General features: G+C 58.8%; 21 protein-coding genes, 1 tRNA gene and 2 pseudogenes. 14 read left to right on the plus strand and 10 right to left on the minus strand.

Going from position 1 to position 21,145, the window contains the following annotated elements; all coding sequences use genetic code 11:
- Positions 1-7: 7 nt before the first annotated feature.
- Genes imuA through AC07V0_RS03710 form a run of 3 tightly spaced genes read right to left on the minus strand, consistent with a single transcriptional unit; the run spans position 8 to position 2,198 of the window.
- The gene (imuA, locus tag AC07V0_RS03700) at positions 8-625 is read right to left on the minus strand and encodes a translesion DNA synthesis-associated protein ImuA (RefSeq protein ID WP_457327498.1); all 618 of its coding nucleotides are present in this window, start codon (positions 623-625) and stop codon (positions 8-10) included.
- A complete protein-coding gene (gene lexA / locus AC07V0_RS03705; protein ID WP_018927624.1) occupies positions 625-1,242 on the minus strand; it encodes a transcriptional repressor LexA in 618 nt (205 codons plus the stop codon). The genes imuA and lexA overlap by 1 nt, the downstream gene beginning before the upstream one ends.
- A 38-nt stretch (positions 1,243-1,280) precedes the next feature.
- Positions 1,281-2,198, minus strand: a complete 918-nt coding sequence (locus tag AC07V0_RS03710; RefSeq protein WP_018927623.1) for a LysR family transcriptional regulator — start codon at positions 2,196-2,198, stop codon at positions 1,281-1,283.
- 103 nt (positions 2,199-2,301) lie between these two features.
- On the opposite strand from AC07V0_RS03710, the gene AC07V0_RS03715 reads away from it, so the two are divergent.
- Together AC07V0_RS03715 and AC07V0_RS03720 are read left to right on the plus strand one after the other, a co-directional pair.
- A complete protein-coding gene (locus tag AC07V0_RS03715) occupies positions 2,302-4,044 on the plus strand; it encodes an amidohydrolase (protein WP_457327499.1) in 1,743 nt (580 codons plus the stop codon).
- A 104-nt stretch (positions 4,045-4,148) separates the two neighbouring features.
- Positions 4,149-4,886, plus strand: a complete 738-nt coding sequence (locus AC07V0_RS03720; RefSeq protein WP_019649203.1) for a TorF family putative porin — start codon at positions 4,149-4,151, stop codon at positions 4,884-4,886.
- Between the two features lie 100 nt (positions 4,887-4,986).
- On the opposite strand, the gene AC07V0_RS03725 is transcribed toward AC07V0_RS03720, so the two are convergent.
- Positions 4,987-5,874, minus strand: coding sequence for a Dyp-type peroxidase (locus tag AC07V0_RS03725; protein ID WP_457327500.1), 888 nt, complete (start codon positions 5,872-5,874; stop codon positions 4,987-4,989).
- Between the two features lie 230 nt (positions 5,875-6,104).
- Here AC07V0_RS03725 and AC07V0_RS03730 point away from each other — a divergent pair, with 230 nt between their 5' ends.
- Positions 6,105-7,730 (plus strand): NADP-dependent glyceraldehyde-3-phosphate dehydrogenase, encoded by a 1,626-nt coding sequence (locus tag AC07V0_RS03730; protein ID WP_457327501.1) that lies wholly within the window; start codon positions 6,105-6,107, stop codon positions 7,728-7,730.
- Positions 7,731-7,817: 87 nt separating this feature from the next.
- Positions 7,818-8,837 (plus strand): FUSC family protein, encoded by a 1,020-nt coding sequence (locus AC07V0_RS03735; RefSeq protein WP_019578458.1) that lies wholly within the window; start codon positions 7,818-7,820, stop codon positions 8,835-8,837.
- Between the two features lie 8 nt (positions 8,838-8,845).
- On the opposite strand, the gene AC07V0_RS03740 is transcribed toward AC07V0_RS03735, so the two are convergent.
- Positions 8,846-9,739 (minus strand): DMT family transporter, encoded by an 894-nt coding sequence (locus AC07V0_RS03740; protein ID WP_258613782.1) that lies wholly within the window; start codon positions 9,737-9,739, stop codon positions 8,846-8,848.
- A 135-nt stretch (positions 9,740-9,874) separates the two neighbouring features.
- On the opposite strand from AC07V0_RS03740, the gene AC07V0_RS03745 reads away from it, so the two are divergent.
- Positions 9,875-10,312 (plus strand): Lrp/AsnC family transcriptional regulator, encoded by a 438-nt coding sequence (locus tag AC07V0_RS03745; RefSeq protein WP_007941786.1) that lies wholly within the window; start codon positions 9,875-9,877, stop codon positions 10,310-10,312.
- A gap of 88 nt (positions 10,313-10,400) precedes the next feature.
- Here the strand turns inward: AC07V0_RS03745 and AC07V0_RS03750 are convergent, their stop codons facing one another.
- A complete protein-coding gene (locus AC07V0_RS03750; RefSeq protein ID WP_018927616.1) occupies positions 10,401-11,072 on the minus strand; it encodes a Bax inhibitor-1/YccA family protein in 672 nt (223 codons plus the stop codon).
- Between the two features lie 123 nt (positions 11,073-11,195).
- Between AC07V0_RS03750 and AC07V0_RS03755 the strand changes: the two genes are divergently transcribed.
- The 4 genes and pseudogenes from AC07V0_RS03755 to AC07V0_RS03770 all read left to right on the plus strand — a co-directional run.
- Positions 11,196-11,283 (plus strand) — tRNA-Ser (locus AC07V0_RS03755).
- 205 nt (positions 11,284-11,488) lie between these two features.
- A pseudogene (locus AC07V0_RS03760) lies at positions 11,489-11,697 on the plus strand (hypothetical protein).
- Between the two features lie 418 nt (positions 11,698-12,115).
- Positions 12,116-12,508, plus strand: a complete 393-nt coding sequence (locus AC07V0_RS03765) for a winged helix-turn-helix domain-containing protein (RefSeq protein ID WP_477748916.1) — start codon at positions 12,116-12,118, stop codon at positions 12,506-12,508.
- Between the two features lie 22 nt (positions 12,509-12,530).
- Positions 12,531-12,719 (plus strand): annotated as a pseudogene (locus tag AC07V0_RS03770) (integrase); the annotation flags it as partial.
- A gap of 1,118 nt (positions 12,720-13,837) precedes the next feature.
- Here AC07V0_RS03770 and AC07V0_RS03775 read toward each other — a convergent pair.
- The 3 genes from AC07V0_RS03775 to AC07V0_RS03785 form a co-directional block, all read right to left on the minus strand.
- Entirely contained in the window at positions 13,838-14,005 is a 168-nt protein-coding gene (locus AC07V0_RS03775) for a hypothetical protein (protein WP_158245530.1), read from the minus strand.
- Between the two features lie 239 nt (positions 14,006-14,244).
- A complete protein-coding gene (locus AC07V0_RS03780; protein WP_457327502.1) occupies positions 14,245-14,781 on the minus strand; it encodes a dihydrofolate reductase family protein in 537 nt (178 codons plus the stop codon).
- A 167-nt stretch (positions 14,782-14,948) separates the two neighbouring features.
- Positions 14,949-15,548: a TetR/AcrR family transcriptional regulator gene (locus tag AC07V0_RS03785; protein WP_457327503.1), complete on the minus strand. Its 600-nt coding sequence runs from the start codon at positions 15,546-15,548 to the stop codon at positions 14,949-14,951.
- A 149-nt stretch (positions 15,549-15,697) separates the two neighbouring features.
- On the opposite strand from AC07V0_RS03785, the gene AC07V0_RS03790 reads away from it, so the two are divergent.
- The 5 genes from AC07V0_RS03790 (at position 15,698) to AC07V0_RS03810 (ending at position 20,159) form a co-directional block, all read left to right on the plus strand.
- Positions 15,698-16,798, plus strand: coding sequence for an alkene reductase (locus AC07V0_RS03790; protein WP_086946261.1), 1,101 nt, complete (start codon positions 15,698-15,700; stop codon positions 16,796-16,798).
- Between the two features lie 52 nt (positions 16,799-16,850).
- Positions 16,851-17,639, plus strand: coding sequence for an SDR family NAD(P)-dependent oxidoreductase (locus AC07V0_RS03795; protein ID WP_019649210.1), 789 nt, complete (start codon positions 16,851-16,853; stop codon positions 17,637-17,639).
- Positions 17,640-17,720: 81 nt separating this feature from the next.
- Positions 17,721-18,590, plus strand: a complete 870-nt coding sequence (locus tag AC07V0_RS03800) for an alpha/beta fold hydrolase (RefSeq protein WP_457327504.1) — start codon at positions 17,721-17,723, stop codon at positions 18,588-18,590.
- Between the two features lie 59 nt (positions 18,591-18,649).
- Positions 18,650-19,648, plus strand: coding sequence for an NADP-dependent oxidoreductase (locus AC07V0_RS03805; RefSeq protein ID WP_457327505.1), 999 nt, complete (start codon positions 18,650-18,652; stop codon positions 19,646-19,648).
- Positions 19,649-19,997: 349 nt separating this feature from the next.
- Entirely contained in the window at positions 19,998-20,159 is a 162-nt protein-coding gene (locus tag AC07V0_RS03810; RefSeq protein ID WP_018927603.1) for a hypothetical protein, read from the plus strand.
- A gap of 269 nt (positions 20,160-20,428) precedes the next feature.
- Here the strand turns inward: AC07V0_RS03810 and AC07V0_RS03815 are convergent, their stop codons facing one another.
- Complete coding sequence (locus AC07V0_RS03815) at positions 20,429-20,998, minus strand: DJ-1/PfpI family protein (protein WP_082920838.1); 570 nt, start codon at positions 20,996-20,998, stop codon at positions 20,429-20,431.
- Positions 20,999-21,145: the final 147 nt, after the last annotated feature.

Here is a 21,145-nt window from a genome sequence, read left to right on the forward strand (position 1 = left end):
GGCAACCTCAATGCCCCACGGCAAAGGCAATCGGCGCCGAACGGGCCAGCCCGCCCCGGCACTTGAGCACCCGCAACTGAGCAGGCTTGGCGTCGATGGCGATGCGCAGGGCCGCTGGCGACGGGTTGATGGCTTCACTGAGCGAGCGATAGGCGAACGCCAGGGTCTGCCCGGTTTCGGCCGCCACCTGCAAACGTCGCAACGCCCGGTCATCGGCCTTGTGCGGCCAGCACAACACCGCCCCGCAACTGCCCGAACGCAGGCATTGTTCCGCCGCCCACAGCGCATCGCGCTCGCTGGCCTGGATGATCGACAACTGGCGCAGATCGACCCCGGCGTTCTGCCAGGCCTGGGGATACGGCACGTAGGGCGGCGCCACCAGCACGATGCGCTCGCCCGCCGCCGACAGCCGTGCCAGCGTCGGCCACACCAGTTGCAACTCACCCACGCCCTGCCCGGCCAGGAGGATTTCGCTCAGCGCCGCTTCCGGCCAGCCACCGCTCGGCAACGCCGCATCCAGCGCCACATGCCCTGTGGGTTGCGGGCTGACGGCCGGTGGCGCAGGTCGGCCCTTCCAGACCTGGCCGCCATTGAACAGCGTATCCAGCGCAACGACGGCGCCCATCACCCTTGCCTCACCAGACCACAGAACACGCCTTCGATGGCCAGCTCCTGATCAGCTCGAACAATGATCGGCTGGTAAGCCGGATTGCGAGGCAACAGGCGAACGGCATCGCCGACCCGCTCGAAACGCTTGATGGTGACTTCGCCGTCGAGCCGCGCCACCACGATCTGGCCGTTGAGCGCTTCAGGATTGCGCCGCACGCCCACCAGATCGCCGTCGAGAATGCCGTCCTCGATCATCGAATCACCCTGGACCCGCAGCATGTAATCCGGCACCCGCGAGAAGATCGACGGATCGAGCAGCAAGCGGCTGTGGACCTCGGCATCGGCACCGATCGGCGCACCGGCCGCCACGCGGCCCAGTACCGGAACGTCCAGCAGCTCGGGCCGCGGCGGCTGGTTCAACAAGCGGATGCCGCGCGCCTGATGCGGATTGACCTCGATGAAACCCGCCTCGGTCAGCGCCAGCACGTGCTTGCGCGCCACGCTACGGGAGGCGAAACCGAAGGCCTCGCTGATTTCAGCGAGGCTCGGGGGCTGACCGTGTTCGGCGATGCGATCGCGGATGAAGGTCAGGATGGCGGTACGGCGGGGAGTTAAAGTCGTCATGGAGTACATTTGTACTCTTTCGGCTTTTTCCTGGCAAGGACCGCCAGTCAGCTCAGCCCGCGAGAGGCCAGAAACCCGGCGATGTAATCGATAAAAGCCACGACTTTGGCGGTCGCTCGCCGATGGCTCGGGTACACCGCCAGAATGTGCGGGCCAAAGCTGTCGGGATCGATGTCGTAGTCCGCCATCACCCGCACCAGTCGACCGTCGGCCAGATACGGCGCAGCGCTCCATAGCGGCGTGTGCAACAACCCGCGTCCGGCCAGCGCATTGGCCAGCAGCAAGTCGTAATTGTCGCTGCGCAGCCGTGGCGCCTGGGGTTGCGGCAGGCTCAAGCGCTGCCCATCGCGCTCGGCCCACCAGAATTCGCGGCTGAGCAAGGGATGGCGATACAGCAACCATTCGTGCTCATCGAGGGTTTGCGGGGTGACCGGCAACGCCTTGCGCGCCAGATAGGCCGGGCTGCCACACAACGCCAGACGATTGCTGCCAACGACGCGGGCGATCAGCCCCGGCAGGTCGTCATGGCCTTCGCGCAGGGCCAGGTCGTAGCCGCTTTCCAGCAGATTGACGAACTCATCGCACAGGTCCACTTGCAGATTGATCTGCGGATACTGCTCCAGAAAACCGCCACACACCTGATCGAGAAAGGCATGCCCATAGGCCAGTGGCGCGGTGATTTTCAGATTGCCGCGCAGGCCATGCTGCAACTGCTCGATTTCCTCACCGGCCTCGTCCAGCCGCTGCAACACCTGACGCGCGGTTTCCAGGTAGAGCCGCCCCACTTCCGTCAGCAGAATCCGCCGGGTGCTGCGCTCGAATAGCCGGGCACCGAGCTCGGCCTCCAGGTGATTGACCGCTTTGGTCAGGGCCGACGGGGTCTTGCCCAGTTGCTCGGCGGCGCGGCTGAAACTGCCCAGTTGCGCCGTGACCACGAACATTTTCAACGCACCCAACTTGTCCATTCTTTTTCCATTCCGGCAAAAACGTTTTTCGTGAGTGAGGCGTTCTGTTGAGCATAAGCAGCCACTAATCTGGCCATCAGACGCAATAACAAGGAAACATTCAATGAAAAGATTCCTCCCGAATCTATTGATGGCCGCTGTGGCTTTTGCCTCGATGGAAGCCATGGCAGCGACCGATCTGGTGCTGCTCAACGGCAAGATATTCACCGCCGACCGCAACCAGCCCAAGGTGCAGGCCCTGGCGGTGCAGGACGGCAAAGTGCTGCAAGTTGGCAGCGATGCACAGATAAAAGCCTTGATTGAATCGCAAACGAAAGTGATCGACCTCGGCGGCAAGACGTTGATGCCCGGCCTGATCGACAGCCATTCCCACGCGATTTTCGGCGGTCTGGAAATGGCCTCGGCCAATATGGAAGATGAGGTGGTCGACCTCGATGAGCTGGAAAAACGCCTGCGCGGATGGCGTGATGACGGCAAGGCGAAACACGGCGATGTGCTGAGCGTGGCCGGCATGAGTTCGGCGTATTGGGCCCAGGCCGAGGCCCTCGGCAAAAAATTCAACAGCGGCGAATGGGCCAAGGTGCCTGTGGTGTTCACCGGCAGCGACCACCACACCGCCTGGGCCAACAACGTCATGCTCGAACGCGCGGGCATCGACGCCATCCTGCTGCAAAACCTGCCGGCCGCCGAACTCGACACCATAGGCAAGCTTGCCGACGGTAGCCCCAACGGTTTTCTGGTGGACGCCGGTTGGGATCGGGTTGCGTTAAAAATGCCCGCGCCCAGTGCCACCGACATGCTGCGCGCCGCGCAAACCGCCGTGCGCTACAACAACAGCCTGGGCATTACGGCCTGGATGGACCCCGCTGCCAACGCCGCCCCCGGCGAGCCGGTGTTTGCCCTTAAACCCACGGAGAAAACCGTCGGCGTACTGCCGGTGTACAAAGCGCTGTCGCAAAGCGGTGGCATGACCGCCCACGTCGCGGCCCTGCTGGTGGCCAATCCGAAAAGCGTACCGGCCGATCTCGACACGCTGGACAAGGTCCGCCAGCAATTCCAGGGCATCCCCAACCTGACCCTGCCCGGTATCAAGATTTTTGCCGACGGCGTGATCGAATACCCGGCCCAGAGCGCGGCGATGATCGATCCTTACACCAACTCGCAAAAACAGGGCGAGTTGCTGATCGATCCGAAGCACTTCGGCGAACTGGTCAGTGCCATCGATCAACGCGGCTGGCGGGTGCACATCCACGCCATCGGCGACCGCGCGGTACGCGAATCCCTGAACGGCATCGCCCAGGCGCGCAAGGATCGCCAGAGCGGCGTGACTCACTCGATCACCCACTTGCAAATGGTCAACCCGAAAGAGTTTGCGCGGTTCAAACCGCTCAACGTCATCGCCTCCATGCAGTTGCTCTGGGCCTCCGCCGACGATTACACCCTGGACATGATCAAGCCTTACGTCAGCGCCCTCGCCTTCCGCTATCAGTACCCGGCGCACTCGCTGCTCAAACAGGGCGCGACGATCGCCGGAGCCAGCGACTGGCCGGTGTCTTCACCCAATCCATGGAACGCCATCGCCCAGGCGATCACCCGAAACGGCCCGTTGGGTGTGTTGAACGCCGACGAACGCATCGACCGGGAAACGATGTTCTACGCCTACACCCTCAACGCAGCCCGCACTATCGGTCTAGAGAAGCAAATCGGCTCGTTGAGCCCCGGCAAGCAAGCCGATTTCATCGTGCTGGACCGCGACGTGTTCAGCGTCGATGAGAAAGCCCTGCACGACACCCAAGTGCTGCAAACCTGGTTCGCCGGTCGCGAAGTCTACGCCCCGACACTCTGAGAAAAATCGCCTGTACACGCTGCCCAACTCCGCGTTCATCGCTGGGGTCTGGAGCAGCGTTGTCTCAAATCTGCCCATAACAATCACAACAAAGGCACTGCACCATGAAAGCGTTCACCCTGTTCGCCCTCGCATCCTTCAGCCTGTTGCCCCTGGGCAGCCAGGCCCTGCCCTTGAATGACGACTTCGCCGTGCTGGTCGACCTGACCCTGGCCAGCGACTATCGCACTCGCGGGATTTCGCAAACCCAGAACGACCCCGCCGCGCAAGCCGGTGTAACCCTGGCCCACAGCAGCGGCCTGTACCTGGGCGCCTGGAGTTCGAACGTCGATTTCGGCGGTGGCCTGAAAACCCGCCAGGAAGTCGACTACTACGGTGGTTGGCTGTGGCAGGCGACCGACGCCATCAGCCTGGATGTCGGCTATCTCAAATACGCGTATCCAAAAGAGAGCCAGTTCAATCAGAGCGAGGTCTACGGGATTCTCGACGTCTATGGCGTGAAACTCGCGGCCTATTACTCTGCCGATGCACCGGGCATCGACAGCAAACAGAGCACGTTGTACCGCTACGTTGGCTACGAAACCGAGTTGCCCTATGGGCTGGGGCTGAAACTGCGCTACGGCGAAATGGACTTCAAAGACCCGCGCCTGTATTCGGCCTCGGGGCATGGCGAGGAGGCTTATCACGAGTGGGAAGCGAAGCTGACCCGCGAAGTGGCCGGGGTGCTGCTGGGGTTGAGTTACATCGACACCGATTTGTCGAAAAGCCAATGCATCAGTAACTGGGGGTTCGACGATGTGTGCAGCGCGACCCTGGTGGCGAGTGTCAGCAAATCCTTTTGATGGTTTTTTGTAGGAGCGAGGCTTGCCCGCGAAAGCGTTTTACCTGACACACCGCCTTCGCGGGCAAGCCTCGCTCCTACAGGTGTACGCGATCCGCTATTTAGCCGACACGCAATGCGCGCAGGTCGAGGCGACCGTCCTTGAGCGGCGGGCACCAGTAGTAGCCGCCAGTGATCGGTCGGCTGATGCGGTACAAACCGTCGGTGATGCCGTCCTCCAGACCGCTCATGCGTCGCAGTTGGGCTTCGAATGCATCGAGGGAAAAACCGAATGCCAGGAACATCAGGCCGGCGCGATCGCCTTCGATCCACGGCATCGAGCGACGGACCACGAAGGCTTCCGGTGCGAAGCTTTCCTGGGCGGTGCGTTTGACGTGGGCAGAGATCGGCGCGTCGTCGAGTTCTTCGTTGTCGCTCAGGCGCCGGCCCATGATGTTGTCCTTCTCGTGGGACGGCATCGCGTGGAAGCCTTTCAAGTCATGCTGCCATTGCTGGATCGCGGCGAAGCTGCCACCGACCAGCCCCTCAGCGCCCTGGCCCAGCAGCGCGGCGGCGACAGCGGCTTCATCGTGAGGGTTTTCGGTGCCGTCTTCGTAACCGGTCAGGTCATGGCCAGTCATGTGGCGGAAGGTTTCGTTCATCTGCACCAGACGCAGGGCCGGTGCCAGCGCGGCTTCGATCGCGTGGCTGCGATTGAGCAACTCGCCACGGTCAACACCGTGCAACCAGCACCAGAGCGCGTGTTGGGTCGACGGGTTGTCGACGCCGACACCGACCAGCGCAGGAAAGGCGCGCAAGCCGTCGATCTGCGCGTGCAGCGCCTTGACCAGGGACTCGCCGAAACCCACCACCGCCGATTTTCCGTCCACCAGGCGCGTCAGGTTATCCAGCGCTGCCGGCAGTGCCTCGGCGGATTCGAGGGCGAAGAACATATGACGAGCTTGAGGCGGAACTGGGGTGGCGAGGATGCCCGGCTGGTAGTAACTCATATGAACTCCTTTGAGAAAGAGCGCGAAGTTTAACCGGCGGATCGTTACTTGTGTGTTTTCAAGGGCAAAAGATCGCAACGGCTACAGGCGCTTTCATGAGCAGATGGGCCGACAGATTCTCGATCCACAACGTCGAGTCAAAAAAACCATAAGATGAGCCATGACAAGCCAGGCCGAGGTCTGCTAAAACGATTCATCAGTGCATCACCCAATCCAGACGGGGTAGCGACATGACCACAGCATCGATCCTTGGCAACCTGTTTCCCACCGCCGACGGCATCCCGGAAAAGTATCGCCTCAACGGCCAGACCGAACAGCGCGAATACCTGGTCGACGGTGAACTGAAAACCTGGTCCGGGCCCCTCGCCCAAGTCCGTAGCCCGGTGTACCTGAGCGGCGCGAATGGCGACGAACAAGTAATCCTCGGCAGCACACCGCTGCTCGATGCCGATACCGCCCTGACCGCGCTCGACGCGGCTGTCCGTGCCTATGACCGGGGCCAGGGTTTGTGGCCGACCATGCGCGTGGCCGAGCGTATCCAGCATGTCGAGACCTTCCTCGGTCGTATGCGCGAACAGCGCGAGGCGGTGGTCAAGTTGCTGATGTGGGAGATCGGCAAAAACCTCAAGGATTCGGAGAAAGAGTTCGACCGCACCTGCGACTACATCGTCGACACCATCAACGCCCTCAAGGAACTCGACCGCCGCTCCAGCCGATTCGAACTGGAACAGGACACCCTCGGCCAGATCCGCCGCGTTCCGATGGGCGTGGCGTTGTGCATGGGGCCTTACAACTATCCGCTGAACGAGACTTTCACCACGCTGATTCCGGCGCTGATCATGGGCAACACCGTGGTGTTCAAGCCGGCCAAGCTTGGGGTGCTGTTGATTCGTCCGCTGCTGGAAGCCTTTCGCGACAGCTTCCCGGCCGGGGTGATCAACGTCATTTACGGCAGTGGCCGCGAGACCGTCAGCGCACTGATGGCCAGCGGCAAGATCGATATCTTTGCGTTTATCGGCACCAACAAGGCTGCCAGCGACCTGAAAAAGCTCCACCCAAGGCCTCACCGCTTGCGTGCGGCACTGGGCCTGGATGCGAAGAACCCCGGCATCGTGTTGCCTGAGGTGGATCTGGACAACGCGGTCAGCGAAGCCGTCACCGGCTCCCTGTCGTTCAACGGTCAGCGCTGCACCGCGCTGAAAATCCTCTTCGTCCATGAAGACGTGGTCGAAGCGTTCATCGAGAAATTCAACGCCAGGCTCGCCTCACTGAAACCCGGCATGCCGTGGGACAGCGGCGTGGCCCTGACACCGCTGCCGGAGGCGAGCAAAGTCGATTATCTGCATTCGCTGGTGGCGGACTCGGTCAGCAAAGGCGCCGCCGTGGTCAACCCCAATGGTGGTGAGTCCCGGGCATCGTTCTTCTACCCGGCCGTGTTGTACCCGGTGACACCGCAGATGCGCGTCTATCAGGAAGAACAGTTTGGCCCGGTCGTGCCGATCGTGCCTTACCGTCATCTGGACACCGTGATCGATTACGTCCTGGAATCCGACTTCGGCCAGCAACTGAGCATCTTCGGCACCAACCCGGTGGCGGTCGGCAGGCTGGTGGACACCTTCGCCAACCAGGTCGGCCGGATCAACCTCAACGCCCAGTGCCAGCGCGGCCCCGACACCTACCCGTTCAACGGCCGCAAGAACTCCGCCGAGGGCACGTTGTCGGTGCATGATGCGCTGCGGGTATTTTCGATCCGGACCCTGGTGGCGACCAAGTTCCAGGAAAGCAGCAAAGAGCTTCTCAGCGAGATCATCAGCGGCCGGAAGTCGAGCTTCCTGACCACCGACTATATTTTCTGAGGACACCAAAATTTTCTGAGGACACCAGACCTGAGCATCATCAAAGGCCTTCGACTGCCACCGCTGTTGCGCCGAATACTGCGTCCATTGCTGGACCCGTACCGGCGCTACCGCCACGCCAAACTGATCCATGCGGTGCGGGTTTCGTTGGGGTTGCTGGCGACGATTCTGCTGACTACCGGCATCCATCTGCCCCATGGCGAATGGGCGTCGGTGACCATGCTGGTGGTGATCGGCGGTTTGCAGCACCACGGTAACATCGGCAAAAAAGCCGCCGAGCGAGCCATCGGCACCTTGATCGGGGCCGGTGTCGGCTTGTTGCTGGTGGCGCAACAGGCCTGGCTCGGGATGCCGTGGCTGACCTATTTCGCAATGTCAGTGGTGTGCGGGTTTTTCTCGTACCACGCCATCGGCAAGGGTGGTTATACGGCGCTGCTGTCGGCGATCACCGTGTTTATCGTTGCCGGGCACGGTGACAACCCGGTCACCGATGGCCTGTGGCGCGGGGTGGATATTCTGATCGGCATTGCCCTGGCACTGGCTTTCTCCTTTGCCCTGCCGCTGTACGCGGTGTACTCCTGGCGCTACAACCTGGCCGATGCGTTGCGCGACTGCGCGGCAATCTATGGCCGTATCATCAACGGCGAGTCCGTCGCCGCTGACGAGCACTTGAAGCTCATGAATCGCTTGAACGCAGTCATGGTGCAACTGCGCTCACTGATGCCCTCTGTGTCCAAGGAGGTGCGGGTTTCCATGACCGAACTCGATGCGATTCAGCGCAACCTGCGGATGTGCGTCAGCATCCTGGAAATCCTCGGCAATAGCCGGCCGAATGCCGATGACTCTGAGGCAATGGCCCACCTGCAATCGGCATTGAAAACCGAGCACCGACAGATCCGGGTGCAACTGATCGGTATGGCCCGGGCATTGAAATCGGGCGCTTCACAACGGCTCAGCCGGCCAGCCGAACCGCCATTGGACTCTACGCTTGATATGCCGGTCTACAGTCCACTGGATGGCTACCGATTGCTGACCCGACAATTGGCCGCGAACATCGGCGAGATGCGCCAGCGTCTGGCGAAAACCGCACCGCGCTGGAACATCTGAGAGGCCGTTTATTGTGTAGCCACCCGCCGAAGCTTCAGGCCCCAACCCTGTTGCATCCCGGCGGCGGCCAGCAGAATCGCGGCGACACCGATCCATTGCAGCGGCTCCAGGCGATGACCGAAGGCAAACCAGTCCACGAAAATCGCCGCAATCGGATAGATGAACGACAACGCGCCGGTCAGGGCGGTCGGCAGCTTTTGAATTGCCCCGTAAAGCAGCACATACATCAAACCGGTATGCACGATACCCAGGGTCACCAGGCTGGCCCAGGCACTGGGCGCTTGCGGCATCGCCGAGAAGTGCGCAAAGGGCGCGAGCAACAGCACGCCGGTGCAGACCTGGATCAACGCGATCAGATGCGGTGGCGTGCCGGTCAGGCGTTTGATGATCAATGCGGCAATCGCGTACAGGAAGGCAGCACCCAAGGCCAGAGCGATCCCCATCAGGTAATCGTTGCCACCCTCGCCTTGCTCACCATGTGCGCTGACAATCGCCAGCATCCCGAGAAACGAAATGCCCAGCCAGAACAGTTTTTTCAGGGTGATTTTCTCCCCGAGAAACAGCGCGGCCAGCCCCACCAACATGAACGGCTGGACGTTATAAACCGCCGTGCCGATGGCAATCGAGGCGCGAGAATAGGACGCGAACAACAACACCCAGTTACCGACAATCGCCACACCACTCAGTACGGCCAACACGAAAGTGGTGGACGTCAAAATGCCCGGGCGCAGAAAGCCGAACGCCGCGCAAATCAGCAACAAGGTGGCGGCACCGAACACACAGCGCCAGAACACCACGTCCAGCACCGGTTGCCCGGACACCAGCACGAACCAGCCAATGGTCCCGGAAATCAGCATGGCGGCGGTCATCTCGAATGAGCCGCGACGTAGTGTTCTGTCCATCATCAACCTCCTGTGTTTGAGGCCAAAGTATGCCAATCCGCCGAGGGGCTTCTCCAGCGCAAAAAGCAGGCTAAACTCGGTATCTGCCTTTTTTATCAAGGCTTATCCAGCCGATTGCCTAACAGGGGATTCGCCATGACCGACGACATCGACCAAGTGCTGATCAGCGCATTGATGGAAGACTCCCGCCGCTCGCTCAAGGCCCTGGCACAGATCAGCGGCCTGTCCTCGCCCAGCGTTGCCGAGCGCCTGCGCCGCCTCGAAGAACGCGGCGTACTCAAGGGCTATACCGTCGAAATCGACCCTAAATGCTTCGGCTATCAACTCCAGGCCATCGTCCGCATCCGCCCGTTACCGGGCCAGTTGCAGGAAGTGGAACGGCAGATTCAGGCGATCCCCGAATTCACCGAGTGCGACAAAGTCACCGGCGACGACTGCTTCATCGCCCGCCTGCATGTGCGCTCGATGGAACAACTGGACACCCTCCTCGACCGCCTCAACACCCACGCCGAAACCAACACCGCCATCGTCAAGAAAACCCCGATCAAACGCCGGCTGCCACCGATGGCGTGAGTGCTGTTTGGTTCGCAAAGACGTGGATACCCCGATTCCCAGACGATAAAAAACCCGCCGAAGCGGGTTTTTTACTCAAGGCTGGCGATCAATCATCGCGGCCCATGATGCCGAACAGCTGCAGCAAGCTGATGAACAGGTTGTAGATCGATACATACAGGCTGATGGTCGCCATGATGTAGTTGCGCTCGCCGCCGTGAATGATGGCGCTGGTCTGGAACAGAATGCAGACCGAGGAGAACAGCACGAAACCTGCGCTGATCGCCAGTTGCAGACCGCTGATCTTGAAGAAGAAGCTCGCCAGCGTCGCACCCAGCAACACGAAGAAACCGGCCGTGATGAAACCACCCAGGAAGCTCATGTCCTTACGGGTGATCAGCACATAAGCCGACAGGCCGCCGAACACCAGCGCGGTCATCGCGAAGGCCGAGCTGACCACTTCCGCGCCGCCCTGCATGCCCAGGTAACGGTTGAGGATCGGGCCGAGCAGGAAACCCATGAAACCGGTCAGCGCGAACGCAGAAACCAGGCCCCACGCCGAGTCACGGAGTTTGTTGGTGAGGAAGAAAAGGCCGTAGAAGCCGATCAGCACCACAAAGACGTTCGGGTAACCGACACGCATCTGCTGTGCGACAAACGCCATCACGCCGCTGAATGCGAGGGTGAGGGCGAGTAGGCCGTAAGTGTTGCGCAGGACGCGGCTAACCTCTAGCTGCTCAGCCTGCACGCTGTTATTAACTGCGTAATCCTGTTCGCGCATGGCGACACTCCTGTTGGTTTGAAACGTTCAGTCGCAAAGATCATAACAGACGCTCTGTAACAAGCCATGCAGAGAGTTTGACAGTGTGTTTCATTCAGGTATTATGGCGCCCGCAACGCAAACGGAGGTGTGGCCGAGTGGTTTAAGGCAACGGTCTTGAAAACCGTCGACTGTAACAGGTCCATGAGTTCGAATCCCATCGCCTCCGCCATCTTTATACGACAAAGCCCTGATTTTTCAGGGCTTTGTCGTTTCTGGGGTTTGGTGAAAATCTCGGCTCTCGGCATGTGTTCCATAACTATTATGGACGTGTTCCAGAACTCAGCGGCTGCCCCCCCTCCTCCGGCGTCCTGCTGATCGTTAAAAATCCTTCACGTAAGGTGATGCTACGCTGTCCTCAAAACCGAGGATTTGCGATGCCACATTCGGACCTTCCCCCTCCCTGCTGTACAAGATCAACGAAAACCAACTCGCGCTCGAAGCCGCCATCATGGAGCTTTCCAACTGGGTCGAAGCCCGCGGCTCAGCCGACGTCGCCGACAACGTGCGCGGCGCCTTGGACACCATCGACAAGAACGAAGAGTTCATCAAGATGACGCTCGCGGTACTGATGACGCTGGAGTGAATTAGCACTGCATCTTATCGCTACCCCGCTACCACCTCGCCTCAAATACTGAGGCGAAACCGTGGATCCGTACGAAATCGAAGACACCCGCAACTGGCTGGAATGTCCTTAATCCTCCCTATCAAAACCAACGTACGTTCGATCTTTTTAAAGATTTTATGATTGCTGAAACGTATCATCACCGAAATTAGCCGGTTTTAACCGAAATACACCCTGCATTGCACTGCGCCATCTCCGCTGACCTAGGAATTTCTCTATTTCGAGCCAGCTAGCGGAAGAGCAATACACCCAAAGAAACATCCTCACTTAGATGAATATCGATACGCCCCCCTCCAGACGACCCTCCGCTTTCGAGGCGCACGCCCCCGTTGAAAAGAGTATGTTCAACGCAATACGCGCACAAAGTTCAAATGCATGGATGCTAGTCGAGCCTCTGCGATTACTTACTAACAATGAAAAAACTATCAATCTAACCAAGATGGAGTACGCAGTACTCGACTTGTTAATAAGCAGCACAGAACGGATAGTAAGTAATGATGCCATTGCCAAAAAACTAAACAAAAACCTTGACCACTATAAGGGACTGGTGATGTGCCTCAGCAGGCTACAAGCGAAGTTCAAGAGGTCCGCTAGAGGAGATAACCTTTTCCGCTCGGTGAGAAATCGCGGCTACTGCATCGTCCAAACAATACACATTGAGAAGGACTTATCTAACAGGCATACCGCATGCGATGAAAAAACCTGGAAGCGCTGCTCGCCCCCCCCGCCACAGCATCTACTTGCTAGCCGATGCATCTGCCTATTGGGTTGACGTATGTAGCGGCTCTGGCACGGAGGAGGTGCCGAGCTTCCATGAAGTGCGGGCGCGGTCGCTGCACCTGTAGAAGAACGCCGGAAACGATGGACAGAAGATCGCAGGGCACGCGAGCGAGGGCATGACCAAAAACTACCAGCGGGACCACGAGAAAATCGTCCGGCCTGAGGCGATACCGGATCTGAATATCAGCGAAATCACTGGGTAGTTTTGCGTAGTCCTGAAACGAGAAGGGGGACCAAGCCACTAAGCGCTTGATCTCCTCACGAAATATGGTCGGGACGGAGTGATTCGAACACTCGACCCCTAGCACCTCATGCCGGGGACTGTAACGACCTAAGCTATTGTTTTAGAACGAATATGACCACCTTTAAGAGTGGCAAAACATTCGATTTTTTGTGCTTATGCAAACGGAAACACGCGGCCTCCAGAGGAGGTTTTGCGCAAGCCACCGCAGGAGAATGACGAGGTGACATTGCGAAACTTTCTGCATCCGCTAGAACTTCGAGATGGCGTAGAATTGTCTGCCCGTCACCTCGAGGAAGGGACATGGCTGTAATCACGAAGAGTGACTTGGTGTACAAGTACACTTGGTCGGCAGATCAAGGCGACAACCCGCATTACACCGGGTTGCTGGATCGCGACAAGGTAGACCGGGACGAGGGACACGAGGTTGTACATTTTCCGACAGTAGTGCCCTCCCTTCCAGGCGTTCTGCCGACCTGAACCCCAAGCCCCTAGTTTGCCCCTGCCCTTACGCACCAGCCAAAAAACCGAGTATTCAGCGTGTTTTTTCCTCCTAAAGACCAAGCGCCGGACATGTATTAACCCTGATACATGAAAGGTTATTATTTGACGCTTTTCTAACAGAGGCACATTGCTATGATCCCGGCAAACTCCACTGCTAGAGGCTCTGAAGTGAAATTAACACCTGCCGAAAAGACCAAGTCTCGGGGTTGGGAATGGGCCTATAAAAAAATCCGGAGTCTTGGTTGCTCTCGAAGAACGGCCCTCTACAGGGCAAGCCTCTATGCTCTTCGAGGTGACTCGGGAGGTTTCTCAAGCGAGCGGAGCTTGCAAAGATTCCGACTACGGCGTTAACCAAGCTGGTCATCACCGGTACGCCATGGCTCGACCCGACCCCCCTTCGGGCTGCAGGGCTGCGGCCACAAAGACAACCCTGACTACAAGACCGGCGCCTGCAAGATCACCATCAACTGCTAAGACAAGCGTTGGAACTCCTTCTCGGGGCGGCATGGGGCGGCATGGGGCGGCATGGGGCCGCGTACGGTGGCCGAGTAGGTCCCTTGATCTCCCCCGACGGCCTCACGCTGGCGTCACACATTCCGCCGCCGACGATGACACCCCGCCCGAACCAATGACATGCATGACCGACTCGACCTGCCAAAGTCTGTTCGCGCTGGCGCGATGGTTGCGCACATCGATCCGCCCCTCGGCGACCATTCCAGGCGTCAGCGGCCGAGTGATGGACATGGTCGATCTGAGCCACGCCCCTGGGCACCACCACCAGGCGACCGTCGACCGGCTTCGCCACGGCGCCCAGTTCACGTGCCAAACGCGTCAGTAGGTTCATATCGGATTCGGCGCGCTGGTCGATATGGCTGAAAACATGCTTTGCCAGCTCCGGCGCTACGGCCGCAATGTAGCATGCTCCTTGGCCATCTTGGCGACCAGAGCGCCCAGCGTTTTGGATCGGGCCTCCCTCCGGAAAATCAAGGAACCAACTGATAGGTTGACTGCACTAGACCGGAAGGAAAACACCGGCTATTTACTAGCTTCAATTCAATGTCCTGCGTAAGGGCCCCGAACAATGGTCTTCCCGACCCAATCAGCACGGGAACAGTGGTGATCACCATATCGGCGACTAACCCGTCACGCAGGAATGACTGCACCAATTGCCCGCCATCGACATAGACTCGATGCACACCTTGCCTCGCCAGTTCCGCCAGCAGGTCTGAAGGAGTGAGGTTGGAAAAACGCACTTTTCCCTCTAGCGCATTAGGCACCTGTGAATCGGCCAACTGTTGAGACAACACGATTACTGGCAGGTCGTAGAACCAAGTGTCGAAGGTCAGCACTTTCTCATAGCTCCCCCTCCCCATCACGATAGCATCCTTATCGGCGATGAAGCCCAGGTAGCCGTGATCCTCACTCTGATCATCGCGCTGCAATAGCCAGTCAATGTCACCGTCGGACCTGGCGATATAGCCATCTAGACTGATGGCGATGAAAACATGTGCAGTAGCCATAGAAGTTTCCTTATTCAGACGACGCATGACTGACCGCAAAGAGGATAGCAAAACTAATATATAGCTAGATTTCTTAGCTGGTTTTCTACAAATCCGGCTCAAATCAAATTGGTCAAAAAAGTGTGTAGCGTATTTTGATCGCGCGGATAGGCGGTTCACGCTTTGAATTAATCTCCCTTCAACACCGGTTCAACTTCATCGACCGGCAACGAAGCAAACATTTCAGCGCGACAAACCTCAAGGATCTCATCCGCGAGCGCAGAATCATCCGGGCAGGCACGCGACAAAATAATCGCGCCGACAGCGCGAGACAGAAGGTCGATCATTTTCTTTCTCCCCTCTCCCGCCTCGGCATCCGGTCCCGTCGGATATTTCTCTCCCAGCGTTTGCAGGGTGTGTTCAATGCCTTCGGCAAATGTCGTTTTCACATCATCCGATTGACGCGCCGCGTCGCTGCACAACGCGGCCATGGTGCAACCGCTGCCACTTCCGTCCCGATGTTCTCGGGTCACATAGACGTTGATGAAGCCCGGAACATCGAGCGCTTGGGCGCCAGTCAGCGATTTGGCAAGACTGCAGGCCGAGGCTTCGGCCATCAGGTCGGCCTTCGACCCGAAGTGTTTGTAGAAGCCTCCATGGGTGAAACCGGCAGCCGCCATGAGATCCGCCACACCGACGCCGTCAAAGCCGCGCTCACGGAACAGCTCTGAGGCCGTTTCAACGATGTGCTCTCGATTGGCCTGCGCCTGGGCCTTGGTCACTCTCACGTGCAATACCTCGTGTTTACCGGGAAATCATGCGTCCAATCATACATAGATGCTGGTCATAATCAAAACCGTTGACAGTTTAGATTTCGATCATCATCCTAATTGCACGCAACACCGATCTCCATCAACGGGCACGGAAGAAATACCAGATGACCAATCAGAATCTGTTCACCCCTTACACCCTTGGCAGCCTAACGCTGTCGAACCGGGTAGTCCTTGCGCCGCTGACACGTAACCGCGCAGGCCAGGGCTTCGTCCCCAGCGAGTTCGCGGCCACCTATTACAGCCAACGCGCCAGCGCCGGCCTGCTGATCAGCGAAGCCACGCAGATTTCCCGACAGGGCCAGGGCTATCAGGACACCCCCGGGATCTACACGCAGGCGCAGATAGACGGCTGGCGCACCGTGACCGATGCCGTCCATGCCAAGGGCGGAAAAATCTTTCTGCAACTGTGGCATGTCGGCCGCGTGTCGCATGTTGATCTGCAAGAAAACGGCGCCGCTCCTGTGGCCCCTTCTGCACTGCGCGCCGCCACCAAAGTGTTCGTCAACAACCGTTTTGAAGACGTCTCCGAGCCGCGCGCACTGGACATCAGCGAACTGCCGGGGATCGTCTCCGATTTCCGCCAGGCCGCGGCAAACGCGGTCGCCGCCGGGTTCGATGGTGTGGAGATTCACGGTGCAAACGGCTATTTGCTGGATCAATTCCTCAAGGACAGCGCCAATCTGCGTACCGACGCTTACGGCGGTTCGATTGAAAATCGTGCGCGCCTGTTGCTCGAAGTGACGGCGGCGGTTGTCAATGAAATCGGCGCGGATCGCACCGGTGTGCGCCTGTCTCCCGTTTCGCCGGCCAATGGCGTATCCAGCAGCGATCCGCAGGCGCAATTCGATTACGTCGTTGAACAACTCGACGCCCTCGACGTGGTTTATCTGCACGTGGTCGAAGGCGCGACCGGTGGCCCGCGCGACGTGGCGCCCTTCGATTTCGGCGCCCTGCGCCAGCGCTTCAAAAACACCTACATCGCCAACAACGGCTATGACCTGGACCTGGCGACTTCGAAGCTCGCTGCAGACCAGGCCGACCTGATCGCCTTCGGTCGCCCGTTCATTGGCAATCCGGATCTGGTGGAGCGCCTCAAACGTGGCGCGCCGTTGTCCGCGTTCAATCCCGCCACCCTCTATGGCGGCGGTGCGGCTGGCTACATCGACTACCCGACGCTGGCTGAATCGAGCGCTATCGCAAGCTGAGCCATCAGTGATCGCGCTTTCTGTTTCTCACATCCTGAAAGAGAGATAACCCATGAGCACTCGCCCTACTGTTCTCATCACTGGCGCCTCCACCGGCATTGGCGCGGTCTACGCCGAGCGCTTCGCGCAACGCGGCCACGATCTGGTACTGGTCGCCCGCGATCAGGCGCGCCTGGATGCACTTGCAGCGCGCTTGCGCAGCGAACACGACGTCGCCGTCGATGTCATTGCGGCGGACCTGACCCAACTCAGCGATCTGACAACCGTTGAAAGCCGCCTGCGCGACGACGCCCGCATCGGCATCCTCGTCAATAACGCCGGCGCCGCGCTGTCCGGTAACTTCATCGACCAAAGCACCGACAGCGTTGCGCAACTGGTCGCCCTCAACACCACGGCGCTGGTGCGGCTCGCCAGCGCCATCGCCCCACGCCTGGCCAAGGCAGGCGACGGCGCGATCATCAACATCGGTTCGGTGGTAGGCCTCGCGCCGGAGTTCGGCATGACGGTCTACGGTGCGACCAAGGCATTTGTGCTGTTCCTTTCCCAGGGCCTGAGCCTGGAACTTTCGCCTCAGGGCGTCTACGTGCAGGCCGTGCTGCCCGCCGCCACCCGCACGGAAATCTGGGATCGCTCCGGCGTCGACATCAACACCTTGAGCGAAATCATGGAAGTGGGCGATCTGGTGGATGCCGCTCTAGTCGGTTTTGATCGTCGCGAACCGGTGACCATCCCGCCGCTGCACGAAGCGGAACGCTGGGATGAGCTGCAGAGCGCACGTCAGGGCCTGCTGGGGCAAATCCGCCAGTCTGCAGTCGCCCAGCGCTACCAGACCCAACCGTGATCTTTTGGTAGCGAGCATTCGCGCCGGATTCGATGCAGGCGCAGGGCACTGCATCGAACCCGGCCACTGTCCGGAGTAGCAATGAATTCAACGCAGACAAGTACGCCCTCGGGTTCACAGACGTCGTTCATCAATGCGACGAACCAGACGATCACGGTCAACGGCATTCCCTTTGCCTATCGCGATACCGGCCCAGCAACCGGTGTGCCCCTCGTACTGTTCAACCATTGGGGCGCGGTGCTGGACAACTTCGACCCCGCGATCATCGATGGCCTTGCACAAACCAGACGCGTCATTACCACCGACTATCGCGGCATCGGCGGCTCTGGCGGAAGCGCACCACTGACCGTCGGCGAAATGGCTGACGATGCCATCCAGCTGATTCATGCGCTGGGGTTGGAAACCGTTGATGTGCTCGGTTTCTCCCTCGGCGGCTTCGTCGCTCAGGACATCGCCCTGAAGGCGCCTGATTTGGTGCGGCGTTTGATTCTGACCGGCACCGGACCAGCCGGCGGCAGCGGTATCGACAAGGTCGGCTCGGTGACATGGCCATTGATGCTCAAAGGCTTGCTGACCTGGCGCGATCCGAAGTTCTACCTGTTCTTTACTTCGACGCCCAATGGCCGTCGATCCGCCTCGCAGTATTTACAACGCCTGAAAGCACGCAAAAAAAATCGCGACAAAGGCCCGACGCCCAGCGCTTTCCTGCGGCAGTTGAAAGCCATCACTGCGTGGAGCAAACAGGCGCCACAAGACCTCAGGCGCTTGCGGACGCCGACGCTGATCGTCAACGGCGACAACGACATCATGGTGCCCAGCGTTAACTCGAGTGCACTGGCAAAGCGTATCCCCAACGCACAACTGGTGATTTATGAGGATGCCGGGCACGGCGGTATTTTCCAACACCACGCTGACTTTGTGGCCAAGGCACAGGCGTTCCTCGATGCCTGACAATACGGCGCAGCAACGCACCGGCTACCCTCCTTACAATCGAAAAGAGCCGCACCACGATGAAAGCATTTCTAATTGATCGCTATGGCAAGAACCCCGGGCGGATTGGCGAAGCGCCCGCCCCCGCAGTGGGTGCCCACGACGTTTTGATCGAGGTACACGCCAGTAGCGTCAACGCACTGGATTCGAAGATCAGCAAAGGCGAATTCAAGCTGATCCTGCCCTACTCATTTCCGTTGATCCTGGGTAACGATCTGGCAGGCGTCGTGATTGAGGTGGGCTCGAAGGTGACACGCTTCAAACCGGGAGACGAAGTGTACGCTCGCCCACCGGAAGCGCGGATCGGCACGTTCGCCGAATTGATCGCCGTGAACGAGAACGCGATCGCCCTGAAACCTGCCAATACCAGCATGGCACAAGCCGCGTCCCTCCCCTTGGTTGCACTGACCGCCTGGCAAGTGCTGGTCGAAACCGCCCAACTGAAAAAGGGTCAGAAAGTGCTGATTCACGCCGGCTCCGGCGGCGTCGGCACCCTCGCCATCCAGCTCGCCAAACACCTCGGTGCGTTTGTCGCTACAACCACCAGCACTGCGAATGTCGAATGGGTGAAGGCATTGGGGGCCGATTTGGTGATCGACTACAAACAGCAGAACTTCGAAAGTGTCTTGCACGACTACGACGTAGTGTTGAACAGTCTCGGCGCCGATGTCCTGGAGAAGTCACTCAAGGTGCTCAAGCCAGGTGGCCAGCTCATTTCCATCTCTGGGCCACCCACTGCGCAGTTCGCGCAGGAGCAAGGATTGTCCTGGCCATTGCAACAAGTCATGCGCCTGCTGAGCCTCGGTATTCGGCGCAAGGCCCGCAAGCAAGACGTCAGCTACAGGTTTGTATTCATGCGGGCCAACGGCGCCCAACTACAACAAATAACCGCGCTCATTGAGGCCGGCATCATCAAACCGGTGATTGACCGCGCCTTCCCCTTTGAATCAACGGCAGAGGCGTTGAAGTATGTCGAGCAGGGACGAGCCAAAGGCAAGGTCGTTGTTTCGATCAAATGACTACGCCGCCTATCGATGAGTCGACCAAAGAGCCCGAGCAACTTTTAGCACACCAGCATTCTTCATCCGGGCTGAGCGAGTTGACGACACTAGAGTTGCCGAAACCGGAAGCGCAGCAAACGGACGTCGTGCCTGTAGCACCAACTGTGATCCTATGGCGCAGTTTGATGCTTAAGCAGTAGATCTCGGCCTCGCCACAGCCACCGTACAAAGCACATTCATAATCAGTTTGGCGACTCTCCCCGTAGCACAATTGACGAACCCGAGGATGAATATACGTTCATCAAAAACATTGTTCTATGCGTCTAGCCTGTGGGTTCCGACATAGTGAATACAGGAGTAACCCACCATGTTCTCGCACGAAAGCATCCCGCTGATCATCATTTTCATCATCCTGCTGCTTGGCGTGCTTACCGCCGTCCTCCATCCGGTACATGCGTTCTATAGCTGGCTTCAGAGGCGCAGGGAAAAATCATCCGTCGAGATCGCGAAAGAGGTGGATTCGCGCTGAATTTTTTTAACGAGCCCGGCTAAGTCCGGGCATTTTTTTGAAGCTTTCGGGCCGATTCTGTTGAAAAAGTCGGCCTTGGTTTGCGCATCAGAAAAGTACGCGTCCGAGATTGAAATCCGAGTCCTGAACCTTCTGCCCAAAACACAGATTTAAATCTCAGGCACATACTTTTCTGCCGTGGAAACCGAAGCCGACTTTTTCAACAGAATCGGCCAAGAGCGGACACTCGAGCACATCACCTGGTTGGCTGTTTTTTCAGGACGAAGCGGTCACCCGTGTTCTGCTGCCAACATTGACCTGAACTGAGAAATGATCTCTGAAGATAACCCGGCAGCTTCGAACACTGCGCAGGTAAAGCTAACGGGAGCAGGACCTGGCGCAGTTATGATGCGGTCAGCAACCACAGCTACTGGACTGCTTCGATAAAGCGAGGACCCTTCATAACCTGCGGCATTCTGTTGTAAAAAGTCAGCGCTGTTCGAGGTATGAGAAACCGTGTCGAGAAGCCCGGCTCTCGCAAGTGCCAGCGTTCCCCCACAGATACCGGCAATTGTCGCGCCACTTGAACGACTAGTATGAAGAAAGTCCCGAATATCCGGTGCATCTGCACGTTCCCAGATCATTCCACCGATGACGACAACAACGTCCGGTTTCCAGTCCAGGCATTGTTGCAAGCTGCAATTCACAGTTACTGCCAATCCACCCTGCGAGCGGAACTGTCCCGTAGTAGAGGCGAAAAACCTAACGTCGATCCCGTAGAACGGGGATGCGGTTCCTGCAATGAAAGCATATTCCCAGTCCGCAAAACCGGGTGTCAGTATCAATCCCACGCGTGCCATCAGTCAGAATCCTCCATGAAAACGAATAACATAAAGCGACAACACATAGGTCTCAACGGCTGCCTTGGGTCCAGGCTGTGTGAAAACGCGCTAAATACGTCGAGAACTGAGAGGCGCGAGGATTGCCTGTGAAATCAGCGGGCGGAA

The organism is Pseudomonas sp. GW821-FHT01E10, from assembly GCF_059422365.1.